The organism is Nostoc sp. DedQUE05 (assembly GCF_034530955.1).
Taxonomy (GTDB): domain Bacteria; phylum Cyanobacteriota; class Cyanobacteriia; order Cyanobacteriales; family Nostocaceae; genus Nostoc.
In genome coordinates this window covers 80,283-99,779 of sequence record NZ_JAVRCB010000013.1, presented here as the reverse complement: position 1 = coordinate 99,779, position 19,497 = coordinate 80,283, and the positions used below count along the sequence as shown (strand labels likewise).

Sequence of the window (19,497 nt, the reverse complement as noted above, 5' to 3'; positions counted from 1 at the left end):
ATAATTATTGAGGATAGTAAATCCTTGTTTGAAATCACCCTAAAATTTGTTGACCGATTTCACCGAAATATTTATATTTATAGTTTAACTCTCACGTGGCTGGAGAGTTTTGCAGATTATCGAAGCTATTAGCCACTTATCACCTTTGGCAACACGATGAATTGTTGTCACGATTGTAATAAATAGCACTCACAGATTATCTAGCCAAGGATCGAAATGAAATTTTTTCCAGGTGCTACTTGATAGCTACCATTGAGGTGCTGAAGCGAGCAACTCAACAGCCAGTCGTTGTTCTACGGGTTTAGAAAATAAATATCCTTGAGCAAAATTACAGTTTAAACTTCTCAATTGGGCTAACTGTTCTTGTGTTTCGACACCTTCAGCGATCGCACTCATCCCCATTGAGTTGGCAATGCCAATCATTGCTGGTACTAACCCCATATTCTCTTTATTCTCCTGCATCCGCTTGACGAAAGATTTATCAATTTTGAGTGCATTCAAAGGGAAGCTATGCAGGTAACTTAAAGAGGAATATCCTGTACCAAAGTCATCCATAATCAACTTAATTTTTCGCTGCTTTAGTTGTTCAAGAATTCCTTTGATTGCATCAGTATTTTCCATAATTACACTTTCGGTAATTTCTAATTCTAAATATGCGGGATTTATTTGATTTTCATAAATTATTCGGTCAATTTGCTCTACCAAATTTGGCTGTAAAAATAACCTTGCACTCAAATTGACGCTTATAGTTAGAGGTTCTGGTGTGACTGGATTATGTTGCCAGATGCTTAATTGATGACAAGCTGACTGTAATACCCAAGTATTGATGGCATTAATTAAACCCGTTTCTTCGGCCACAGGAATAAATTCTATAGGAGAAACCAAACCACGGATCGGATGTTGCCAGCGTACCAAGGCTTCAAATCCAGAAATTCTACCTGTAACCAGGGAAATAATTGGCTGATAGTAAACGAGAAATTCTCGCCTTTCCACAGCCCTCCGCAGGTCATTTTCTAACTCTAAAAGCTGAATAGCTTCCTGATGCATCGCTGGATTAAAAACGTGATAGTTGGCTCTTCCTTGAGCCTTAGCCCGATACATTGCCGTATCAGCATCTCGCAGCAAATACTCTGGGCGATCGTAATCTTTATTGCCCCAACTAATGCCAATACTGGCATTCATAAATACTTCATATCTTGACAGTTGAAAAGCAAGTGATAACTGTTGCAAAATCCTTTCTGCAACTTGGATTGCTATATTGACATCTGTGATATTTTCTAGGAGAATTCCAAATTCGTCCCCGCCCAATCGTGCTAAAGTATCAACAGGTATGATACATCCTTGTAAGCGGTGAGCAATGGCTATCAGCAATTCATCTCCTACCAGATGACCAAGAGAATCATTAACAACTTTGAAGCGATCGCAGTCCAAAAAAAGTACTGCAAACTGATAATTAGATTCTTGTTTCGCCCGATTTAGAGCATTTTCTAGTCGCCTAATAAACAAAACTCGGTTTGATAATCCAGTCAGGGAATCATGCAGTGCTATATCTAGCAGTTGACTTTGCAATTTCTGGCGGGAATCGATTTCTTGTTGAAGTTTTTGGAGAGTTTTTTCTAGCTCTCCAGTCCGTTGTTTTACCCGATCTTCAAGTTCAACATTTAGTTTCAGTATTTCTAATCGCGCCGATCTCAATGCCAGTTGATTTTGCACGCGCACTAAAACTTCTTGAAACTCAAAAGGTTTGGTGATGTAGTCTACACCACCTACTTTAAAGGCTTTAACTTTGTCAAAAACATCGTCTAAAGCGCTAATAAAAATTACTGGAATATCGGCTGTTAAATCCCAAGCTTTAAAGGTCTGGCAAATTTCATATCCATCTACTTCTGGCATCATGATATCGAGTAGAATCAAATCAGGTAATAATGTTTGAGTCGCTGTCAGTGCCATTTGCCAGTTCAAAGCTTTACGAACGTTATACCCTTCTCTTGTCAATATGGAGGATAAAACCCGGAGGTTATCCGCCATATCATCAACGATCAAAATATCTTTTTTATTAGGGTCTAAATGCTCGTAATTCATTCTAAGTTTGTTGTAGTCAATTCCATGATTTTCTCAAACTGGTAGTTATTTGCTAAATCCCTGAGAACTTGGAAAACTTGAGCATTATCTGATGGAATTTCTTTGAGTAACTCTAAAATCAGTTCATCGCTACAGCTAGCTGCGGCATAGTGAATCTGTTGGAGCCACTCAGGTGACATTTGTGATAAATGACCCAGGAGTTCGGCAACACTTACAAAAATCTGTGTACCTCGATCGGCAACTACTGTGTTTGTGGTTTCTACTTGATTGGTATATTTTAAACCCAGATGTTTGCTCAGTTTTTCCAATAATACTTCCTGTTTGAATGGCTTGCGAATAAAATCATCACAGCCAATGGACAAAATTTTCTGGCGTTCTTCCTCAAAGGCGCTAGCAGTTAGGGCAATAATGATTGTATTGGTATTGGAGCGATCTGGCATTGTTCTAGAGAAGTCGTCAGGAGGAGCCAAGGCTGTTGGCATTCGCTTACACCAAGTGGACGCACCAGAAGCATCATTTTCGATCGCACCAGTTGTTTCGGGTGTAGAAGATTTGCATACAACTTTCAGAACCTCACCCTCGCCGGAATCGGTTAACTCCTCTGCAAGGTACTGGCTCCCCGATGATACCAGTTGTTTCAATTTTGGGAACCTCCGCGACGTATTGGCTGTTCCATGCCCGATTTCTCTAGCTTTAATAATTCTTGTGGCTTCGTAACCGTCCATAACTGGCATTCGCATATCCATAAAAATCAAGTGTGGTTGCCAAGATTCCCAATTAGCGATCGCTTCACTACCATCTGTAGCTTCATTAACTTCAAAGCCAAGAGATGTGAGAATTTTAACTAGCAATATACGACTTTCTTTGGAATCGTCAACTACTAGGATACGGTATACTTTTTCACTAGGTGCTAAAGCTCTAATTTGTGATTTTATTTGGTCGATCGGGATTTCTCTGGGGCAAGTTAGAGCAATCTCAACATCAAAGGCAAATGTACTACCGACACCAGGCATCGTGCTGACAGTAATATCTCCTCCCATCAGTTGCACGTATTTACGGCTAATCGCTAAACCCAGTCCCGTCCCTTGTTGGAATTTTCTGCCGATTTCAGTTTGCTCAAAAGCCTCAAACAGCAAGTCAAGTTCTTGTGGGGCAATACCACAGCCAGTATCTTGTACCTCGAAGATGAGGGATTGGGGATTAGGAATTGGGGATTGGGCTGAAGAAGCAGACGGGTAGGAAGCATGAGGTAAGGGTGAAAACGAAAAATTCAATTTTTCCTCGCTCTCTCTAGTCCCCAGTCCCCAGTCCCCAGCCCCCAGTCCCCAATCCCCAGCCCCTAGTCTCACCCGTAGCGTCACACTCCCTTTTTCGGTAAATTTAATCGCATTTCCCAAGAGGTTGAGCAATACTTGACACAATTTATTTTCGTCAGTTTCTATGTATTTAGGAATATCTGGCGCATATTCAAACAGTAATTCTAAATTTTTAGATGCAGCACGCAAGTGCAACATCTCTTCTAAATTCTTCAACAAATGAATTAAGTCAAAGCTGCTGGAATTTAAAGTGATTTTGCCAGCTTCGATTTTAGACATTTCGAGAATGTCATTAATCAATTTGAGTAGATGTTCGCCAGCACGATTAATTATTGCCAAGTTTTCTTGATGTTCGCTAGATAGCGAATAATCTCGACTCATGACTTGGGTAAAACCAAGAATGGCATTGAGTGGCGTACGCAGTTCGTGGCTCATGTTAGCCAGAAATTCGCTTTTGGCGAGGTTGGCGGCAGCACTCCGCGCGGCTTCTCGAACGGCTGCTTGTTGTTCCTGTGCAGCGATTTTTTGCGATTGAATCAGTTCTTCTTGGGTGGTTTGCAGTTGCTCAATAACTTGCTGAAACTCTTGGGTACGTTTTTTTACTTGAGCCTCTAAGGTGCGATTGTATTCCGCTAATAACTTTTCTGTTTGTTTGCGTTGGGTGATATCAAAAAATGTGGCGATCGCAAAAGCCACGTTCCCTGATTCATCATAAATTGGCTTTCCTAAAACCTCAATGCAAGTAATATTGCCACAATAGCGAATTTCCATATCATCAACTCTGATGCTTTCCCCAAGCAATGCTCTCAAAATCGGCAAGCGATCGCTGGGGTAAAGTCGATCTGTCCCGGCAAGGTAAGCTTGATATATCTCTGGCAATTCTTCGACTGTGACTTCTGCGATCGCTCCTTGACCGAGAATTTGCTGCCCAATCTGATTTGTATAATAAGGTTTACCCTCAGCATCGATGATAAATACACCGACCGGTATGGCTTCTAAAAATTGAGTTAGCTGACTCTGATTATGAGATAGTGCCTCATTTAAAACTTGCATCTGGGCATTCTTTGCTTCTAAAGCGCTAAAGGATGCTTGGAGTTGCTTTGCCATAGTTTCAAATGATTTAGCTAGTTCTCCCAGTTCATCGGAACGCTGAATGTTTGGTGTTTCCTCCCATTCACCTTCAGCAATTTTCTTTGCCGTTCTGTTTAATTGTGAAATCGGTTTAATTATCCAACGAGCAGTCAAAATCCCAATTCTTGTAGCCACTAAAAAAGCAACTATGCACAGCAAAATAGTGATGCGGGTGTTGGCATTAATTTGCTCCATAAATTCGCCTTCGGGAATCACCGCCACGATTAGCCAATCTAAACCCAGTTCGTCCCTCCAGCTTTTTACCTGTACAAAATAACGCATTCCATCGGCGGTAAAACTTAGCTGTTGCTTCCCCACAATCAACTTTAGACTACCAAAGCGTTCGATCAAAGACTGTGTAGTGAGTTTAATTAAAGAATTTTGACTATTTAATGCTGATAGACGTTTTCCTTTACCATTAACGATCGTATATGGTGGCTCGCTAGTAGAAGAAGCCACTATATACCCAGAACGCTCTAAAATAAAAGTTTTACCCGACTCTTTGATTTTTAACTTAGTTAAAAACTTGCTAATTTGTGATAAGAGCAAATCAACACTAATCACCCCAACAAATTTGCGATTTTTATCGTAAACAGGATAGCTGGAAGATATGGATAAAACTTCTGGTTTATCTTCCCATGGATAAATTTGACTCCAAACTCGTTTGCTTCTCTTAACTGGATCTGTATACCAAGCTTCTAGGCGAGGATCGTAATTTTTGACTTGCTGTAAATGGCGGCGATTTCCTTGCTTGTCTGTAGGATAAACATAGAGTTTGCCTACACCATGCTTGGCGCTAACTTCATTAATTAAGAGCTGGCCATTATCTAGACGCTCAACACCAATAAACTCACCTTTGAAATTGGCAAAGCTGTTGTAGCCAACATTGAAAACCTGCATTTGTTTCCAAAAGTAATTGCCGGTGGTTTGAAAGTCCGAAAGGTTGAGCAAACCTAGCTCAATCGCATCTAAGTTGATTTGATTGATTTGCTTTGGAGTTGTTAAATAGCGATCGAGATGCTGTTCAATGCGATCGCAGATTTCATTTTCTAATTGATTAGCAAGCTCACTTACCGCTTTTTGCCCGTTTTGATACGAAAGATAGCCCACAAGTCCTACCGCACCACAAATTTGCAAGATAAAGGGCACAATCAGAACATATCTCAGGGGCATCTTGGCATAAACTTTGCCAATTAAGCGATTAAATGATTTGACGGGCTGAAGTTTGGATAACATTGTAGTTTTATTCTTCCCCAGCATCTACTAGGTGCATTTTGCCGTGCTAGCTACATTCTATATAAGTATAATTACGGCAGACATCGCTCTTTATGAAAATTTTATATTTTTAGTATAAAATCGTACGAAATACTTATAATTGTTTGACTGGCTAACTTCCTCCAACGCCTAATTTTCAAACTTTGCACAGGAGTAGTCCACTATAGAAATCGTCTATGTGGATACGCCATCGCACTTGAATTTGCTCAATTTTATCTGGCAATTATTTCCACAAATTTTCTCAGATGAACTGAAATTTAACCAATAAGCTCCAGTATGCCATTCTAAAATTCAGGTCGCCATTAGCACCCAATCCTAAATTTAATTTGTAATTGCTGATGTGTTGATTTTCTGGTCTGGAAACCTCTGGATTTGCACAAGAACTTATATTTAATTACAGCAATTTTAGAATTGTTATGCAAATACACAGCAGAAACAAAAAAAAATAGAAAAAATTTACTTTGTATTTTTTATATTGACAAAATGTTAATTTTCTTATATGGCAATTTCGACTCGATCGCCAATTTTTGAAATTTTTCCGGCTGATGATGGGGGTAGTTGAGTATTGATACTCAATCGATAAAAGTGATTAAAAGGCGATGAAGCAACCCAATTTGGCAAAGTTGCTTGTCGCTGGGTTGTAAAGATTTTTTGAAAGTTTGGGTAAGCTTCCCCTAAATAAGAATTGCGTGTTGGGACTATACAACGCTGACATGGGTTAACCCCAAAAAAGTCTACATCTCCCACTCGAAAAGAGACTAAATCACCTTGTTCGCTAAATAGCTGATCTTCCCAAAATGCTGGTACACCCCCAATCTCGATGTTGGCACGCATCCGACGCCGCATTTCATCTACACTTAAACCAGGAAACCAAGAAGCTACCTCTGCCAATGTGGCCGTACTAATTACCGTTGGGCCAAGTGAGTGTGTATCGTCAGGAAAACCCATCAAAGAGTTTTGTCTCAATGTGACAGCAAACTCAAAATAATCACTCAAAGTTGCTTCTAATGCTTGCCGTTCCTCATCCAGATGAAAAATTTGTTGTAAGTTGCGATCGGGAATTTGCAACGAGATAGTTCTATTTAAGAGTGCAAATTGTGCCCTTATTAAATGGATTTTAGCATGACGCTTACCATTGACAAATCTACCTTGTTCGTCAAAAAGGGCAAACTCGCGGTCATACTGTAGTGCGCCACTGGCAAGAACTCTAGCGTTCTCAACTTCAACACCATCCAGTGATTTAACTGGATACAGTAAAATCTTAGCTAGGTAAGGCGTCACGTCGCTTCGCTCCGAATTCAAAATTCAAAATTCAAAATTCAAAATTCAAAATACAAACATTTTAGACACCCGTCAAAAGAGGCAGGGGAGCAGGGAGCAGGGAGCAGGGAGCAAGGGGGAGGATTGGACGGAGCTTGAGCTTGATACTCCGACCAATCAAGAACGTCCTTTATGACGGGGCTTGATACCCATGTTCCGCTTTGCTTCACGGCTTCGGGGCAGGGGGAGCAATCCCTGCCCCCTGCCCCTTTGCCCCTTTCCCTCTTCGTCTTCGGTCATAGAAATATTTGGATTTGAGATTTGGCGAAAAGTCGCAGTATCTCGCAAAGAGCGAACTGAACTTTTCAACACGGATTTTGGATTTTAGATTGGTGATTTAGTAGTCCCCAATCTAAAATCTAAAATTCTTTTGTTAATGAGCTATTTGAGCAATATTGTTTGTTAATTTATGGATATACTGGCGATTTATCGATTCCGCCAACATGATTTAAAGGCCAGAAGCGAACTACAGCACGTCCAATGATATTCTGGCGAGGGACAACACCCCAGCAGCGGCTGTCATAACTACTGTTACGATTATCACCCAGTACTAAATATGAATCGGTTGGTATAGTCTGGGGTTTGGCCAAAAAAGGTGGCTGTGGCCCTGATTGGCAAACATCAATAACTGTAGTCTGCCCAGAACTGAGGTAATTAGATTCTGGCAGAGGTTTGTCGTTGATATAGACTTTGCCATCCTTAAGTTGTATTTTCTCTCCAGGTAAGCCAATTATACGTTTAATAAAAGCATCTTGATATTGTTCTTTTTGTAGCTCTTTCGTAGGTGAAAATACTACTATGTCTCCCCGCTGTGGGTCAGCAAATTTATACTTCAACTTATCGACAATAATTTTGTCTGCCTCCCACTGGTTTGGCGTACCATGCAGAGTTGGTTCCATTGAGCCAGAAGGAATCCAGCGTGCTTCAGCAACAAAGGTACGAATTCCCAGAGCTAGAACGATGCTCAATACAATTGTTCTACCTAGCTCTGCGATCCAGGAATTATCGGGTTGTTGACTAGAGTTGTTATCAGACACTTGATTATGCATGAAATTACTTAACTTAACGAAAGACGTAGGTAATTAACTCGCCTAGTGAGACTTTATCTGTTAATCTTAACGGGAAAATTTTAATTTCCTAATTATGTTTGCATCTTGACTACCAATTTGAGATTGTGGATTGGGAAGGAGATAGGAGGCAGGGGGCAGGGGGCAGGGGGCAGGGGGCAGGAGTAGGTTTCAATTTAGATGAGGCTTCTATATAAGACAGACGCTTTCGCGTTCAACCTTATCTAATTGCAGTCCACCAAATCGGAGATTTTGTGGCGGAATTAAACTCCTGCTGCCTCTCTTGTTAAAAATAAACTTTTTTTTAAGGTGCGGCAAAAATTGGTTACTCCGATCGCGAATAAGTTTAACCTAAAAGCATGGTTCTCTGTAATACATAGCTCGCTGTTTAAACTTGGTTATCCCTATGTCATCGCCAAAAATGTTACTGATTCGCCAAGCTCGCATAATCTTACCCGATGGTGAACTGATGGTTGGGGATGTATTGACGCGCGATCGCCAAATAGTCGAAGTTGCGCCAGAAATCTCCCAAACAGCACTAGCCACTGAAATTGACGCAGAAGGCTTAACTTTGTTGCCAGGAGTTATCGATCCGCAGGTGCATTTCCGGGAACCTGGACTAGAACACAAGGAAGATTTATTCACCGCTAGTTGTGCCTGTGCTAAAGGGGGAGTCACTTCTTTTTTAGAAATGCCCAATACGCGCCCCCTAACTACGACACAACAGGCTTTAGACGACAAGCTAGAACGGGCCTCACACAAATCCTTAGTTAATTATGGCTTTTTTATTGGGGCAACAGCAGAGAGTTTACCAGATTTGCTCTTAGCAAAGCCAACACCGGGAATTAAGATTTTCATGGGGTCGATGCATGGTCAGTTGCTAGTTGATGGCGAAACAGCATTGGAGGCGATATTTGCCAAAGGCGATCGCTTAATTGCCGTTCATGCCGAAGACCAAGCTAGAATCAACCAACGCCGCCAAGAATTTGCCAATATTCACGATCCAGCCGTTCACTCGCAAATTCAAGATAATCAAGCGGCGTTGCTGGCAACCCAACTAGCATTAAAACTTTCTCAAAAATATCAACGTCGGTTGCATATTCTCCATATGTCAACTGCCGAAGAAGCAGATTTGCTGCGTCAGGAGAAACCGAGTTGGGTGACAGCAGAGGTGACACCACAGCATTTGTTATTAAATACTAGTGCCTATAAAACAATTGGCACATTAGCACAGATGAATCCACCTTTGCGATCGCCCCACGATAACGAAGTTCTCTGGCAAGCTTTGCGTGATGGTGTGATTGATTTCATTGCCACAGATCACGCGCCGCACACCTTAGAAGAAAAAGCTCAAGAATACCCCAATACTCCTTCGGGAATGCCTGGAGTGGAAACTTCCCTCGCTTTGATGTTAACTGCGGCAATGGAGGGCAAGTGTACTGTGGCTCAAGTTGTAAACTGGATGTCTAAAGCTGTAGCTGTGGCTTATGGTATTCCGAATAAGGGAGCGATCGCCCCTGGTTACGATGCCGATTTGGTGCTTGTAGATTTAAACACATACCGCCCAGTCCAGCGCGAAGAACTTTTAACCAAATGCCATTGGAGTCCTTTTGAAGGCTGGAACCTCACCGGCTGGGCTAAAACCACCATTGTCGGCGGTGAAATAGTTTATGACAAAGGCCAGGTAAATACGCAAGTGCGGGGTCAAGCTTTAACTTTCTTGTAGCAAATATTTATTTAACTTTACTGAAACCTTGAATTTACAGCAACTACATAAGATATATTCCTCCCCAACCTTCATGCCAGATTGTGCAGGTGGGGTATTTCCATAACTCACAACGTAGAATTTTGCTGTATTTCTAAGTGTTTCAAGTTAAACGATCGCAAAGACGCGATAAATCGCCGTCTCTACGAAAGATTGACTATTGTAGAGACGGTGATTCATCGCGTCTCTTGCCTTAACCGAACAGTGTTGCGCAAGGCGGAGCCTCTAGGACGGCATTCCCAGTCGAAGACTGGGAACGAGATAATATTTAAAAGCTGGTTTTGAGGCTGGCTTTCACGTTAAGTTGACACCAATACTACGCATACCGCCCTCTACAGATAAGCAAGCTATAGGTAGTGTCTCGTAGAGAAGGGAATTCGTTAAAAAAAAACTTAGGTATTCTTCCAGTCGGATAAATCGGATAAGTCGGATAAGAGTAAACAAGCTAATGGAATTGTATTGTGGTTCATCTCACGATCCTTGTCCACAAAAAAATAATCAAAAAGAATTGCTATGTCCTTCAAAATTTTGGCTTTAGACGGTGGCGGTATTCGTGGAATTGTTGCAGCACGAATACTTCAACAAGTAGAACAAGAAATTAGAAATCAGGGAAAAGGAGAGTTTTTACACGAATATTTTGACATGGTTGCTGGTACTTCTACTGGTTCGATATTAGCAGGAGGGATTGCTACCGGAAAGGAAAGTGATGAACTTATTAAAATGTATAAAAATAGAGGTAAAGATATATTCCCTCTGGAAATAAAAGAGCGCTACAAAAACTTTCCGTCCATCATCAAATCAATTATTGATGTATTTTCCCCATCTAAATATTCTCATGATGGAATTACTAGCGTACTCAAAGATGCTTATAAATCCACAAGAATCAAGGATATCGAAAAACCCATTCTTTTGATTCTTGCTTACGATACGCTATATCGCAACACCACCTTTTTTACAAATTGTCATCCTGATTTAGGAGACAGATGGTACGATGACTGTTATTTATGGGAAATATGTACCGCTTCTGCCTCAGCACCTACTTTTTTTCCACCATATAAATTAGAACCTGTAGATAAACAAAAATTTGGTGACTGGGAATTCCCCCACATTGATGGAGGAGTTTCTGCTAATAACCCTGCTCTGGCAGCTTTGAGTCTAGCGATGAGGATTAGTCAGTCTTCAGTATCTCCAGAAATCAAGCAACAATATAAACTAAATAATCTGCGATTAGAAGATATTTCTATCCTTTCTATTGGCACAGGTCAAACTGGTCAACCATATCAATATAAGCAAATAAGCAAATGGAGAGGTTTAGACTGGATCAAAAATCTTACTAACATATTCATGGAACCTACATCTGAGATTGATAGTACGATTTGCCGACAAATTATGGGTGGATATGAGTCTAAACGTTACTTACGTCTTCAGTTTGACTTAAATGAAACATTTAAACCCAAACCAAAAGAGACTTATAAAGATCCTCGCATTGTCTTACCTCCAGAAGAGCGGAAAAATAAATTTACAGGGGAAAAAGTCACTGAAGAAATAGATAATACTAATTCCGTGATTCTTCAGCAGTTAATAGATACTACTTCTGCATTCATTGAGGAAGGTCTTACGTACTATACCAGAGACGATTCCGGTTCTCCGATAAAAAAGGCGATCGCGTCTTTTATTAAAGATAACTAGCGAACTGTGTCATTATTTACAACTGTCTACAATTGGTTGGGGTTTGAATACCCATCCAATTGATTTTTACATGCCGTTCAAGACTTTTTCTGGCTGGTTGCATCAGCTTAGATAGTCAAGGAGCGATGCCTACGGTGGTCACTGAGCCTTGCCGAAGTGCGGTAAACTACGCACGTCACATATAACAATAACTGCCTTCTTTGATAAATTCTCGAAATTGTATTTAATTTACTAATTAAAATTTGCTTTTCTGATAAAGTTTAGTCAAGTCAAGCTTTACCTCTTCTTTGTACTACTCCTATCACATCGTAATAATACCTAAGTTTTTTAATTAATAATTAACAGGAGAAGATATAAAAAATCTTTTATTAACAAAATAGAATGTGTAATCAAATACATTTTTCTCAGCCCTGTTTTGTGTTGTTGCCGCAGTATTTACCGAATGTTTTCCATGAGAACTGAGGCAGAGAAAATAATATGTTTTTAGACATTTTAGCTAGCCTGCAACGGTTATTTGTTGGTTATATTCCAGCAGTTGTATTGGGTGGTTTTATCGGATATTTAATCGGGATAAATAGCATGGTTTATCAGCTATTTCGGCTGATATTTCAGATACCACATAGTATCCCTCCTATCGCTTTGCTACCTATTGCTCTAATTGCGTTTCAAGAGAGCGACTCGGCTGCTATTGTAGTAGTTTTTGTGGGAACTCTTTGGACAATGATTATTAACACAGCAATAGGGATGCGGCATTTCAAAAGACAGAATAATAACTTTCGAGTAGCTATTTTTCACATATTTCATGCCTTGAAAGTTAGTATTTGGGTAGCCTGGTTTATCGTTATTGCCACAGAAATGTTAACAGGCCCAAGAGGACTTGGCTTTACCCTCTGGGATGCTTATAAAGCTGGCAATACTGATTATATAATCCAGGAAATATTATACATCGGCATCATTGGCTTTTTGCTGGATCAGTTACTAGATTTCGCAGCCTATATTCTCTCGCAAATGGTTTCAGATGGGAAAAAATCTTCTTAAACTTTATCGAGCAGAATTCAGGAGTCATACCATTTTAGATTTTGGATTTTAGATTTTGGATTGGAAATTGCCTTGTGCGTCTGGCTTGGTGTGAATCCATCTGTCGCAATCATTTTTCAAAATGGTGTCAGGAGTCAGAATGAATTGTGTACGAGTGGCAGGTAGCGCAGCGTAATACCATTTCACGAAAAATCTGATACAGATGTAACCTCTGAAAGCTTTGCTGCATCTAAATTTCTCAATTGCGAATTGCGTTAGCGAGGAACGAGCGTCATTGCGAATTGCGAATTGGTATAAAGCCTAGCCTTCTCTTCTCCCAAAGGTAGACGCTACGCGCAGCTTTTTGTAGAGAGCGTTTTGATTCAGAATTCTGAATTCTGAATTCTTCTTTATTTAGGCTTGCGGATTGCACCCTGCCAGCTAATAGTTTGCTTGGCAGAACGTATTCCTAAAGAACGAGTTGCTACGACTTCAATATCAACGTTGACACCAGGGCGTAAAGCGTCGTCAGGAATTTTGAGCTTGCCCAAAGCTAGAGTAAAACGGTTGTAGTCACGAGTCACAAGTTCTGTGGGAATATCGCCTTCAAATTCAGTTTTGTAGCCAGAAAAACCGTGCAAGCTATCTTGGGCGCGGAATTTCACGCGAAATTGAGTATTAATAGCATCAGACTTGGCTGCCAAATCGACTATTTTTAAGTTGAGATTTTGTCCGGCATCGGCAAACTCTGCTACAGCTAACCGGGTGACATCTTTTTTGGGAATGGCATGGTTAACGGTAAATGTTGTCAAGTTAGCCTCACTTTTGCTGTTACCTTCAACCCATAATTCCTCAGAAAAATTAATTTCTACTTGTTTGTTATCAGTTAAATTTAGTGTTACGGCTTGATTGCCAAAGCTGGTAATAGGTTGTCTTTCTTGCCAAACTATTTGAAAAGCCTCTTCTAGACGCTGTTCAAACTCTCGATAATCATCGGCGATCGCAGAACCAGGCGCAAGTAGAGAAGCCGCCCCTATGCGTTGATTCCACTTATTCTTCGAGAGGTGGAACTGTTTGTTTAGCAGTTCCGACATTGCTAGCTGCACAGTTGGAGTATCAGCGGCCAAAGGTTCCTTGCTATTGACAATACTCAAAGTTCCTAAGCGCCCTTGGCTACCATCGCTACCATCACTGCCATCTCGCCCATCGCTACCATCGCTACATCGATAAACCTTTTCAGTACACTTATAATCAGGACTACCAGGAGTTCCCTGGCAGGTTTTTACTTCCCATCTTCGTCTGTGACAGTTACAGCCTTCCGTACCCCTACCACCTCTACCACCGCGCCCGCCTTCGCCACTAGTTGCCCGAACAGAAATATTCCGTAAGTCTGCTAAATTGCTGTAATACACTGTCAAAGAACCACCATTTCCCCCATCTCCTCCTTTGCCACCATTACCGCCACTACCACCATCTGGTGCGTTTATATCATGGCTGACGCGATCGCCGCGTTGGGAACCACAGTCAGGTTGATAACCATCTTCCCCGTCTTCCCCGTCTTCACCATCTTTACCCGACAAGTCAAGATTTACAGGTGAACCATTGACAAAAATATTTTGGTTTTCACCGCTGCTACCATCTCTACCCGATCGCCCATCGGTTCCGGCGCGTCCATCTCTGCCATAATTTCTAGCTATTTTATAGTATTCATCAGAGGCAACGGCTGGACATAAAACTGAACCAGAGGCAGACAAAAAGCTAGTAAATAAGCAGAATGTCAGCAGTAGTGGCAGTTTACTCCTAAAACCATTGTGCATCTATTTACACCTAAAACTTTAGTTGAATTATCTACTCCTGACGCTGAGTTTCAACAATTTGCTCCCTCTTGTCCAGTGAGATCGTGTTTGGTTAAAGACTTATCATTAAGACCGCTCTAGGGGCAGAGGAGCAGAGGGGCAGAGGGGAATTGTCCCAAAGCGATCGCTCATAAGAGTAACTAGCAACTTGGGTTAAACTTGGCCATGCTAAAGCGAGGTAGTGAGTGTCGAAGTGTGACCCACTTATGAAAAAGGATTAGCTTCTGTTACCACTTCTGGCAGTGGAATAAACTCCGTTTCATCTGGCACGCTAGCAAAGCGATAGTCACGCCAATCAGCTTTCGCTTGCTCTATTCGCTCTGGTCGGCTAGAGACAAAATTCCACCATTTGTAGCGTGTACCTAACGGCTCACCGCCAATAATAATACATCGAGCAGCAGATGTAGCAGAAACCTCAACCCGATCGCCTGACTCTAGAATAGCGAGACGATATTGCTCGATCGGTTCACCATTAATCCTCAATCCCTCTGTGACACTGTATACTGCCCTTTGTGAATAATCTGTAGGGATAGTGAGGTGGGTATTGGCAGACAACACTGCATCTAAATAGAGAATAGGTGAGAGAACTTTTACAGGTGAGGTATAGCCAAATGCTTGCCCAGCAATAAGTTTGATGATAACGCCATTCTCTTCCCAAGTGGGAAGGTTTTCAGCAGGATAGTGAATGAACGTTGGTTCGGTTTCTTCGTGTTCAACAGGCAGGGCAACCCAGGTTTGAATGCCATGAATAGTAGTTTCTTGGTAACGGTCAAAGTCAGGTGAGCGTTCTGAATGGACAATCCCTTTTCCCGCTATCATCCAGTTGACTGCACCTGGTTGGATTTCCTGCACAGTACCCAAACTATCGCGATGCATCAAAGCACCATCAAATAAATAAGTTACCGTTGCCAGATTGATATGAGGATGCGGTCGGACATCAATGCCTTGATTTGGGGGCATAACGGACGGGCCAAGATGATCGAAAAAGATAAACGGCCCAACCGTTTGGCGATTAGGATATGGCAAACTGCGGCGGGCAGAAAAACCACCCAGATTTTTAACTTCGGGTTCAATCAGTTGAAGAATTGCCATAAATAATCGCAGGTGATTAGTAAATGCTGTAATTATTATAAGTATATTTACTTGCAAATAAGCTAATCTTGATGAGTTATCTGTTTGTTTTGGAGAGTTGATGCCAATGCGATCGCCTGTTTTTTGCTAGTTTTTTCCTATTAGAAGTATTGTTTCTCAACCAAAGAGTCTTTTCACAAGTGCGATCGCTCACGTTTAACTTTCTTAAACTTCTGATTAGATTTCAGTTTCCTACTGTTGAGGAAATTGATTGCAACCAATTAGCTCAATTACTATCAGATTCTGCAAAGCCTCGTCCATTAGTGCTAGATGCACGAAGTCAAGCTGAGTATGCAGTTAGTCATATCGAAACAGCAGTACGCATAGATCCTCTCACAGAGGACTTAGCAGCAGTTGCAATTTTCCAAGATAGACCAATTGTTGTGTACTGTGCTGTTGGCTATCGGAGTGCAAAATTAGCCCAAAAACTTGATGAAGCCGGGATGAAGTGCATTTATAACTTGAGTGGTGGGATTTTTCAGTGGGCAAACGAAGACAGGCCTATCTTTCAAAATAGGCATCCGACAAAGGTTGTACATCCTTACAATGCAATCTGGGGAAAACTGCTAAAAACTATTTACCATGCTCAGGAGTATTGACCTTTGGACTAATATCATGTTCGCTTCATTACTTATTAAACCCAAAGAACCCTACCCCGCCAAAGCTACACTTCGTCTCCCCTCCCGAAGAGCGGGGAGGGGATTAAGGGGAGCCAGTGCGGTCTTGGGGTCTCCCCAAGTGGAGCATCTGGCGTGTGGGGTGCAATGACTGTGGAAATCATAACTAATTATGCGAACATGATATAAGAGCTTGTCAACATTAAGTAAGTAGAATAAAAGCAACGATAAAACTACTTATACTGCATGTCTCAAGTTTCGATTGTCATTCCTACTTTAAACGAAGCAGTTAGCTTAGGGCGTACATTAGCCCAATTAACTTTACTTAATCCGCCTGCTTTTGAAGTGATAGTAGTAGATGGTGGCAGCGAAGATGAGACAGTGGCAGTTGCAAAGCAATGCTTTGGGTCATTCAATCAGTCGCTATGCGTACAAGTTCTCTCATCTGAACAGCGTGGGCGTTCTATTCAGATGAATTACGGAGCATCGGTTGCAACTGGAGATATTCTTTGCTTTCTTCATGCAGATACTTGGGTGCCGGATGACTTAATCACCGTAATAGAGCAAACTCTAGCCGAACCAACCATTGCCTGTGGGGGGTTCATTTCTCTGATGAGTGGATCTCAAACGACTCGCTGGGGCATCTCTCTACATAATTATTTAAAAACCTACTATGCACCACTGCTATTTAAACCTCACCTGTTTTTTCGAGGATTGCGCCTGTTGTTCGGAGATCAGGTAATGTTTTGTCGTCGCACTGACTTTTGGGATTGCGACGGATTTGATGAGGCATTACCGATTATGGAAGATGGAGATTTATGCCTGAGATTGATTAAAAAAGGACGTATTTATCTGGTGAACCGCATTGTTCACTCTTCAGATCGTCGCGTCGCAAAATGGGGTAGCTGGAAAGCAAACGCAATCTACCTTTATATCGGTTTTTTGTGGGGAATTGGCGTTGATGCAAATTATCTCAAACAATTTTATCAAGATATTCGCTGATTCAGGCTCCAATCATAGTAGAGATAGGAAATCGGCGTTGAGGCATTGATTGGCAGGTCTGTTTCTAGGTAGGAGCGGATATATTCTGGAATAGAGGATTTGACCTTAAGAAAATCTTGACGATACCATTTAAAGATTTTGCTACAGTAGAGCGTTTTACTATTTGAGTCATAACGGACTTTTTCAGGATTGTTAATGAAGCGACGGGTATCTTCATCTAACTGCTGAGTAACTTGTTGAGGAAAATAAGCTCCAGCCCGCAGTAACGGGCAACCAACTGAAGCGCAGACAATTGCAAAATGAATTCGTGGCTCCTGTAATTGATTCCGTAGAATTTGGTTCTCTATTTGGGCTAAACTGTAATGTTCGTCAAATATATAATAAGCACGACGTTGGAAGAACCACAAAAAAGCCAGCCAGTTGGGAATGCCTAAGATTCGCGGACGAATTGACTCAAGTGGGTATCTTTCTAAAATTGCCGAAATGGTGAACGCATTGTAAAGGTTGATCCACAATGCCAATTGCTCAGAAGTGTTGCTATTAGATGTAAAAGCCAGATTTTTTTGACTCGACAACCAATCAGCTAGCGCTTGAGGTTGCTCAGTTTTCCAAGCAATATAGTTTACACGACCCTCTCGATCGACATATTGACGCAACAACTTGTCCCAAGGTTCAAAATCAATCATTATTGCTGTGTTTATATGTTGGCTGTAGCTAAAAGAATTCTTTGCTTTCGCGATCGCAACGTAGACTTGAATTTATACAAGTATTTATTTAACGAATTATAACAATACTATCTTTGGCAACTTGAAATCAGCGATACACTGAGGAAAATTCCTTGAGGAAGCGTTGATGGCACGGTCAAATGGGGTTACAAGTGAAACGTCTGTAGAGGAATTGCCTACAGTTTCAGATAAAAATGCGATCGCAATTGAAAATCCACCTGAGCCAGTGGAGGATGCCCAAGATATTGACGACATATTGAACTCACTAAAAACCTTACTGAGTTCTCTAGAAAAGCTCCAAAAAGTCCGGCAGGAAGTAGGCGATATTAAACCGTTAATTGGGCGGATGCTTGATGGCGAACTAGTTGCTGGTGAAGAATTGGAGCAACTCAAGACAGGTGTGAGCAGTCTTTCTCGGCTTGTTCGTGCTTATAATGACCATCAAGTAGCGTTGGCTAAAGCACAACCTGCTAGAGACTTGCTAGATCAAGTGCTGAAAGAGCGTAAAGCTAATTGAGTTGAGACTGGAGATTGGGCACAAGAGGCAGAGGGGAAAGAGGTAATTTTTTATTCTCCCCCTTTCGCCCTGCTCCCTAGTGTCCAATTTAATAAGCGATCGCACTTTTTTGAGAGAATGCGATCGCCTCTACATTGCCTTGCTGTTAACTGATCGTCTAGACATCGCACCCCTAATTACCCAAATGCGTAGACGCACAGCAACTTGGGTTAATATATCGCTGTAAACTGAAGGTATAAGTCAAACTTGCGGCTATACCCATGAATTCTTTACAAGACTACACCACTGTTATCCGTCCTGATAACAATGGTACATTTGTCGCATATATACCAGCGATTTCCGGTTGTCATGCTTGGGGACAAACACCAGATGAAGCTCGTGCTGAACTTGTCTATGTTTTTGAAATGATTCAGGAAGAATACAAAGAACAAGGACGTTCTCTACCCGAAGACGTTGAATTGGTAATTGCAAATGCCAGCTAAAGCCAGTGTTTTTTCTTAGCAACAGCCCAGCCTAGAACACTTAATAAAGCAAAGACACTTCCACCTGCTTCGCCTATATTAACAATAAAGTTTTTTCCTGATTCTGTTTTTATATTTATTTCTTGATTCTGCCTTTTAAAGGATGCTCCTAAACGTAATAAATTTTCTTTATTTATATCTACAGTTTCAATAGTCTCATAATGCAGAATATTAAATTCCTGATAATTTGTCCAAATTAATCTTTCATTAGTAATTAAGCACCAATGGTTCAAATTTACAAAGCTCAAAATACATGGTTTTTCATCTGATGCTAAAGCTACTCCTTCTAATACATAAGCTTTCGTTTCCTCAGAAAAGCTGTTAAAAGACATAATAACTTTACTATTGATTTTATATCGACGAAAAATAGAAGCTATTATGTCAGGGCTTATTGTTTTTTTTGGGATCGCATCTCGCATAAAGTCGCTGTATGTCTAAATCTATGGTTTCATTTGAAGGATATCAA

At 41.1% G+C, this 19,497-nt stretch carries 16 protein-coding genes; 8 read left to right on the top strand and 8 right to left on the bottom strand.

Going from position 1 to position 19,497, the window contains the following annotated elements; translation table 11 throughout:
* Window positions 1-246: 246 nt before the first annotated feature.
* The 4 genes from RMZ42_RS11965 to lepB all read right to left on the bottom strand — a co-directional run bounded on the left by RMZ42_RS11965 (window position 247) and on the right by lepB (window position 8,173).
* On the bottom strand, window positions 247-2,082 hold the full coding sequence (locus RMZ42_RS11965) for an EAL domain-containing protein (protein WP_322671645.1): 1,836 nt from the start codon (window positions 2,080-2,082) through the stop codon (window positions 247-249).
* Window positions 2,079-5,765, bottom strand: coding sequence for an ATP-binding protein (locus RMZ42_RS11960; RefSeq protein WP_322671644.1), 3,687 nt, complete (start codon window positions 5,763-5,765; stop codon window positions 2,079-2,081). The genes RMZ42_RS11965 and RMZ42_RS11960 overlap by 4 nt, the downstream gene beginning before the upstream one ends.
* 534 nt (window positions 5,766-6,299) lie before the next feature.
* On the bottom strand, window positions 6,300-7,085 hold the full coding sequence (locus RMZ42_RS11955; RefSeq protein ID WP_322671643.1) for an MOSC domain-containing protein: 786 nt from the start codon (window positions 7,083-7,085) through the stop codon (window positions 6,300-6,302).
* Window positions 7,086-7,531: 446 nt separating this feature from the next.
* Window positions 7,532-8,173: a signal peptidase I gene (gene lepB, locus RMZ42_RS11950; RefSeq protein ID WP_322671642.1), complete on the bottom strand. Its 642-nt coding sequence runs from the start codon at window positions 8,171-8,173 to the stop codon at window positions 7,532-7,534.
* A 424-nt stretch (window positions 8,174-8,597) separates the two neighbouring features.
* Here lepB and RMZ42_RS11945 point away from each other — a divergent pair, with 424 nt between their 5' ends.
* The 3 genes from RMZ42_RS11945 to RMZ42_RS11935 all read left to right on the top strand — a co-directional run bounded on the left by RMZ42_RS11945 (window position 8,598) and on the right by RMZ42_RS11935 (window position 12,683).
* Window positions 8,598-9,917, top strand: coding sequence for a dihydroorotase (locus tag RMZ42_RS11945; RefSeq protein WP_322671641.1), 1,320 nt, complete (start codon window positions 8,598-8,600; stop codon window positions 9,915-9,917).
* Between the two features lie 552 nt (window positions 9,918-10,469).
* Window positions 10,470-11,645, top strand: coding sequence for a patatin-like phospholipase family protein (locus tag RMZ42_RS11940; protein WP_322671640.1), 1,176 nt, complete (start codon window positions 10,470-10,472; stop codon window positions 11,643-11,645).
* 477 nt (window positions 11,646-12,122) lie between these two features.
* Entirely contained in the window at window positions 12,123-12,683 is a 561-nt protein-coding gene (locus RMZ42_RS11935; protein ID WP_322671639.1) for a nitrate transporter, read from the top strand.
* 389 nt (window positions 12,684-13,072) lie between these two features.
* Here the strand turns inward: RMZ42_RS11935 and RMZ42_RS11930 are convergent, their stop codons facing one another.
* Both RMZ42_RS11930 and RMZ42_RS11925 read right to left on the bottom strand, forming a co-directional pair.
* Window positions 13,073-14,479: a collagen-like protein gene (locus tag RMZ42_RS11930; RefSeq protein WP_322671638.1), complete on the bottom strand. Its 1,407-nt coding sequence runs from the start codon at window positions 14,477-14,479 to the stop codon at window positions 13,073-13,075.
* Between the two features lie 243 nt (window positions 14,480-14,722).
* On the bottom strand, window positions 14,723-15,610 hold the full coding sequence (locus RMZ42_RS11925; RefSeq protein WP_322671637.1) for a pirin family protein: 888 nt from the start codon (window positions 15,608-15,610) through the stop codon (window positions 14,723-14,725).
* Window positions 15,611-15,759: 149 nt separating this feature from the next.
* Between RMZ42_RS11925 and RMZ42_RS11920 the strand changes: the two genes are divergently transcribed.
* Both RMZ42_RS11920 and RMZ42_RS11915 read left to right on the top strand, forming a co-directional pair.
* Entirely contained in the window at window positions 15,760-16,248 is a 489-nt protein-coding gene (locus RMZ42_RS11920; RefSeq protein WP_322671636.1) for a rhodanese-like domain-containing protein, read from the top strand.
* 264 nt (window positions 16,249-16,512) lie between these two features.
* Window positions 16,513-17,268 carry a TIGR04283 family arsenosugar biosynthesis glycosyltransferase gene (locus tag RMZ42_RS11915; RefSeq protein WP_322671635.1) on the top strand — a complete coding sequence of 252 codons (756 nt, stop codon included), beginning with the start codon at window positions 16,513-16,515 and terminating at the stop codon, window positions 17,266-17,268.
* Here RMZ42_RS11915 and RMZ42_RS11910 read toward each other — a convergent pair.
* Window positions 17,253-17,954 (bottom strand): DUF547 domain-containing protein, encoded by a 702-nt coding sequence (locus tag RMZ42_RS11910; RefSeq protein ID WP_322671634.1) that lies wholly within the window; start codon window positions 17,952-17,954, stop codon window positions 17,253-17,255. The two genes, RMZ42_RS11915 and RMZ42_RS11910, sit on opposite strands and share 16 nt — an antisense overlap.
* A 166-nt stretch (window positions 17,955-18,120) precedes the next feature.
* Here RMZ42_RS11910 and RMZ42_RS11905 point away from each other — a divergent pair, with 166 nt between their 5' ends.
* From RMZ42_RS11905 to RMZ42_RS11895, 3 genes are all read left to right on the top strand, one after another.
* Window positions 18,121-18,510: a hypothetical protein gene (locus RMZ42_RS11905; RefSeq protein WP_322671633.1), complete on the top strand. Its 390-nt coding sequence runs from the start codon at window positions 18,121-18,123 to the stop codon at window positions 18,508-18,510.
* Between the two features lie 79 nt (window positions 18,511-18,589).
* The gene (locus RMZ42_RS11900) at window positions 18,590-18,736 is read left to right on the top strand and encodes a hypothetical protein (protein WP_322671632.1); all 147 of its coding nucleotides are present in this window, start codon (window positions 18,590-18,592) and stop codon (window positions 18,734-18,736) included.
* A 34-nt stretch (window positions 18,737-18,770) separates the two neighbouring features.
* Complete coding sequence (locus tag RMZ42_RS11895) at window positions 18,771-18,992, top strand: type II toxin-antitoxin system HicB family antitoxin (protein WP_094351377.1); 222 nt, start codon at window positions 18,771-18,773, stop codon at window positions 18,990-18,992.
* On the opposite strand, the gene RMZ42_RS11890 is transcribed toward RMZ42_RS11895, so the two are convergent.
* Window positions 18,989-19,450: a PH domain-containing protein gene (locus tag RMZ42_RS11890; RefSeq protein ID WP_322671631.1), complete on the bottom strand. Its 462-nt coding sequence runs from the start codon at window positions 19,448-19,450 to the stop codon at window positions 18,989-18,991. The genes RMZ42_RS11895 and RMZ42_RS11890 overlap by 4 nt on opposite strands.
* Window positions 19,451-19,497 lie beyond the last annotated feature (47 nt).

Bases quoted from the DNA above. Each gene is read 5' to 3' on its own strand.
- RMZ42_RS11890 (WP_322671631.1), bottom strand. From the start codon at position 19,450: ATGCGAGATGCGATCCCAAAAAAAACAATAAGCCCTGACATAATAGCT.
- lepB (WP_322671642.1), bottom strand. From the start codon at position 8,173: ATGCATAATCAAGTGTCTGATAACAACTCTAGTCAACAACCCGATAAT.
- RMZ42_RS11935 (WP_322671639.1), top strand. From the start codon at position 12,123: ATGTTTTTAGACATTTTAGCTAGCCTGCAACGGTTATTTGTTGGTTAT.
- RMZ42_RS11895 (WP_094351377.1), top strand. From the start codon at position 18,771: ATGAATTCTTTACAAGACTACACCACTGTTATCCGTCCTGATAACAAT.
- RMZ42_RS11930 (WP_322671638.1), bottom strand. From the start codon at position 14,479: ATGCACAATGGTTTTAGGAGTAAACTGCCACTACTGCTGACATTCTGC.
- RMZ42_RS11905 (WP_322671633.1), top strand. From the start codon at position 18,121: ATGGCACGGTCAAATGGGGTTACAAGTGAAACGTCTGTAGAGGAATTG.
- RMZ42_RS11965 (WP_322671645.1), bottom strand. From the start codon at position 2,082: ATGAATTACGAGCATTTAGACCCTAATAAAAAAGATATTTTGATCGTT.
- RMZ42_RS11915 (WP_322671635.1), top strand. From the start codon at position 16,513: ATGTCTCAAGTTTCGATTGTCATTCCTACTTTAAACGAAGCAGTTAGC.
- RMZ42_RS11945 (WP_322671641.1), top strand. From the start codon at position 8,598: ATGTCATCGCCAAAAATGTTACTGATTCGCCAAGCTCGCATAATCTTA.
- RMZ42_RS11940 (WP_322671640.1), top strand. From the start codon at position 10,470: ATGTCCTTCAAAATTTTGGCTTTAGACGGTGGCGGTATTCGTGGAATT.
- RMZ42_RS11910 (WP_322671634.1), bottom strand. From the start codon at position 17,954: ATGATTGATTTTGAACCTTGGGACAAGTTGTTGCGTCAATATGTCGAT.
- RMZ42_RS11925 (WP_322671637.1), bottom strand. From the start codon at position 15,610: ATGGCAATTCTTCAACTGATTGAACCCGAAGTTAAAAATCTGGGTGGT.
- RMZ42_RS11960 (WP_322671644.1), bottom strand. From the start codon at position 5,765: ATGTTATCCAAACTTCAGCCCGTCAAATCATTTAATCGCTTAATTGGC.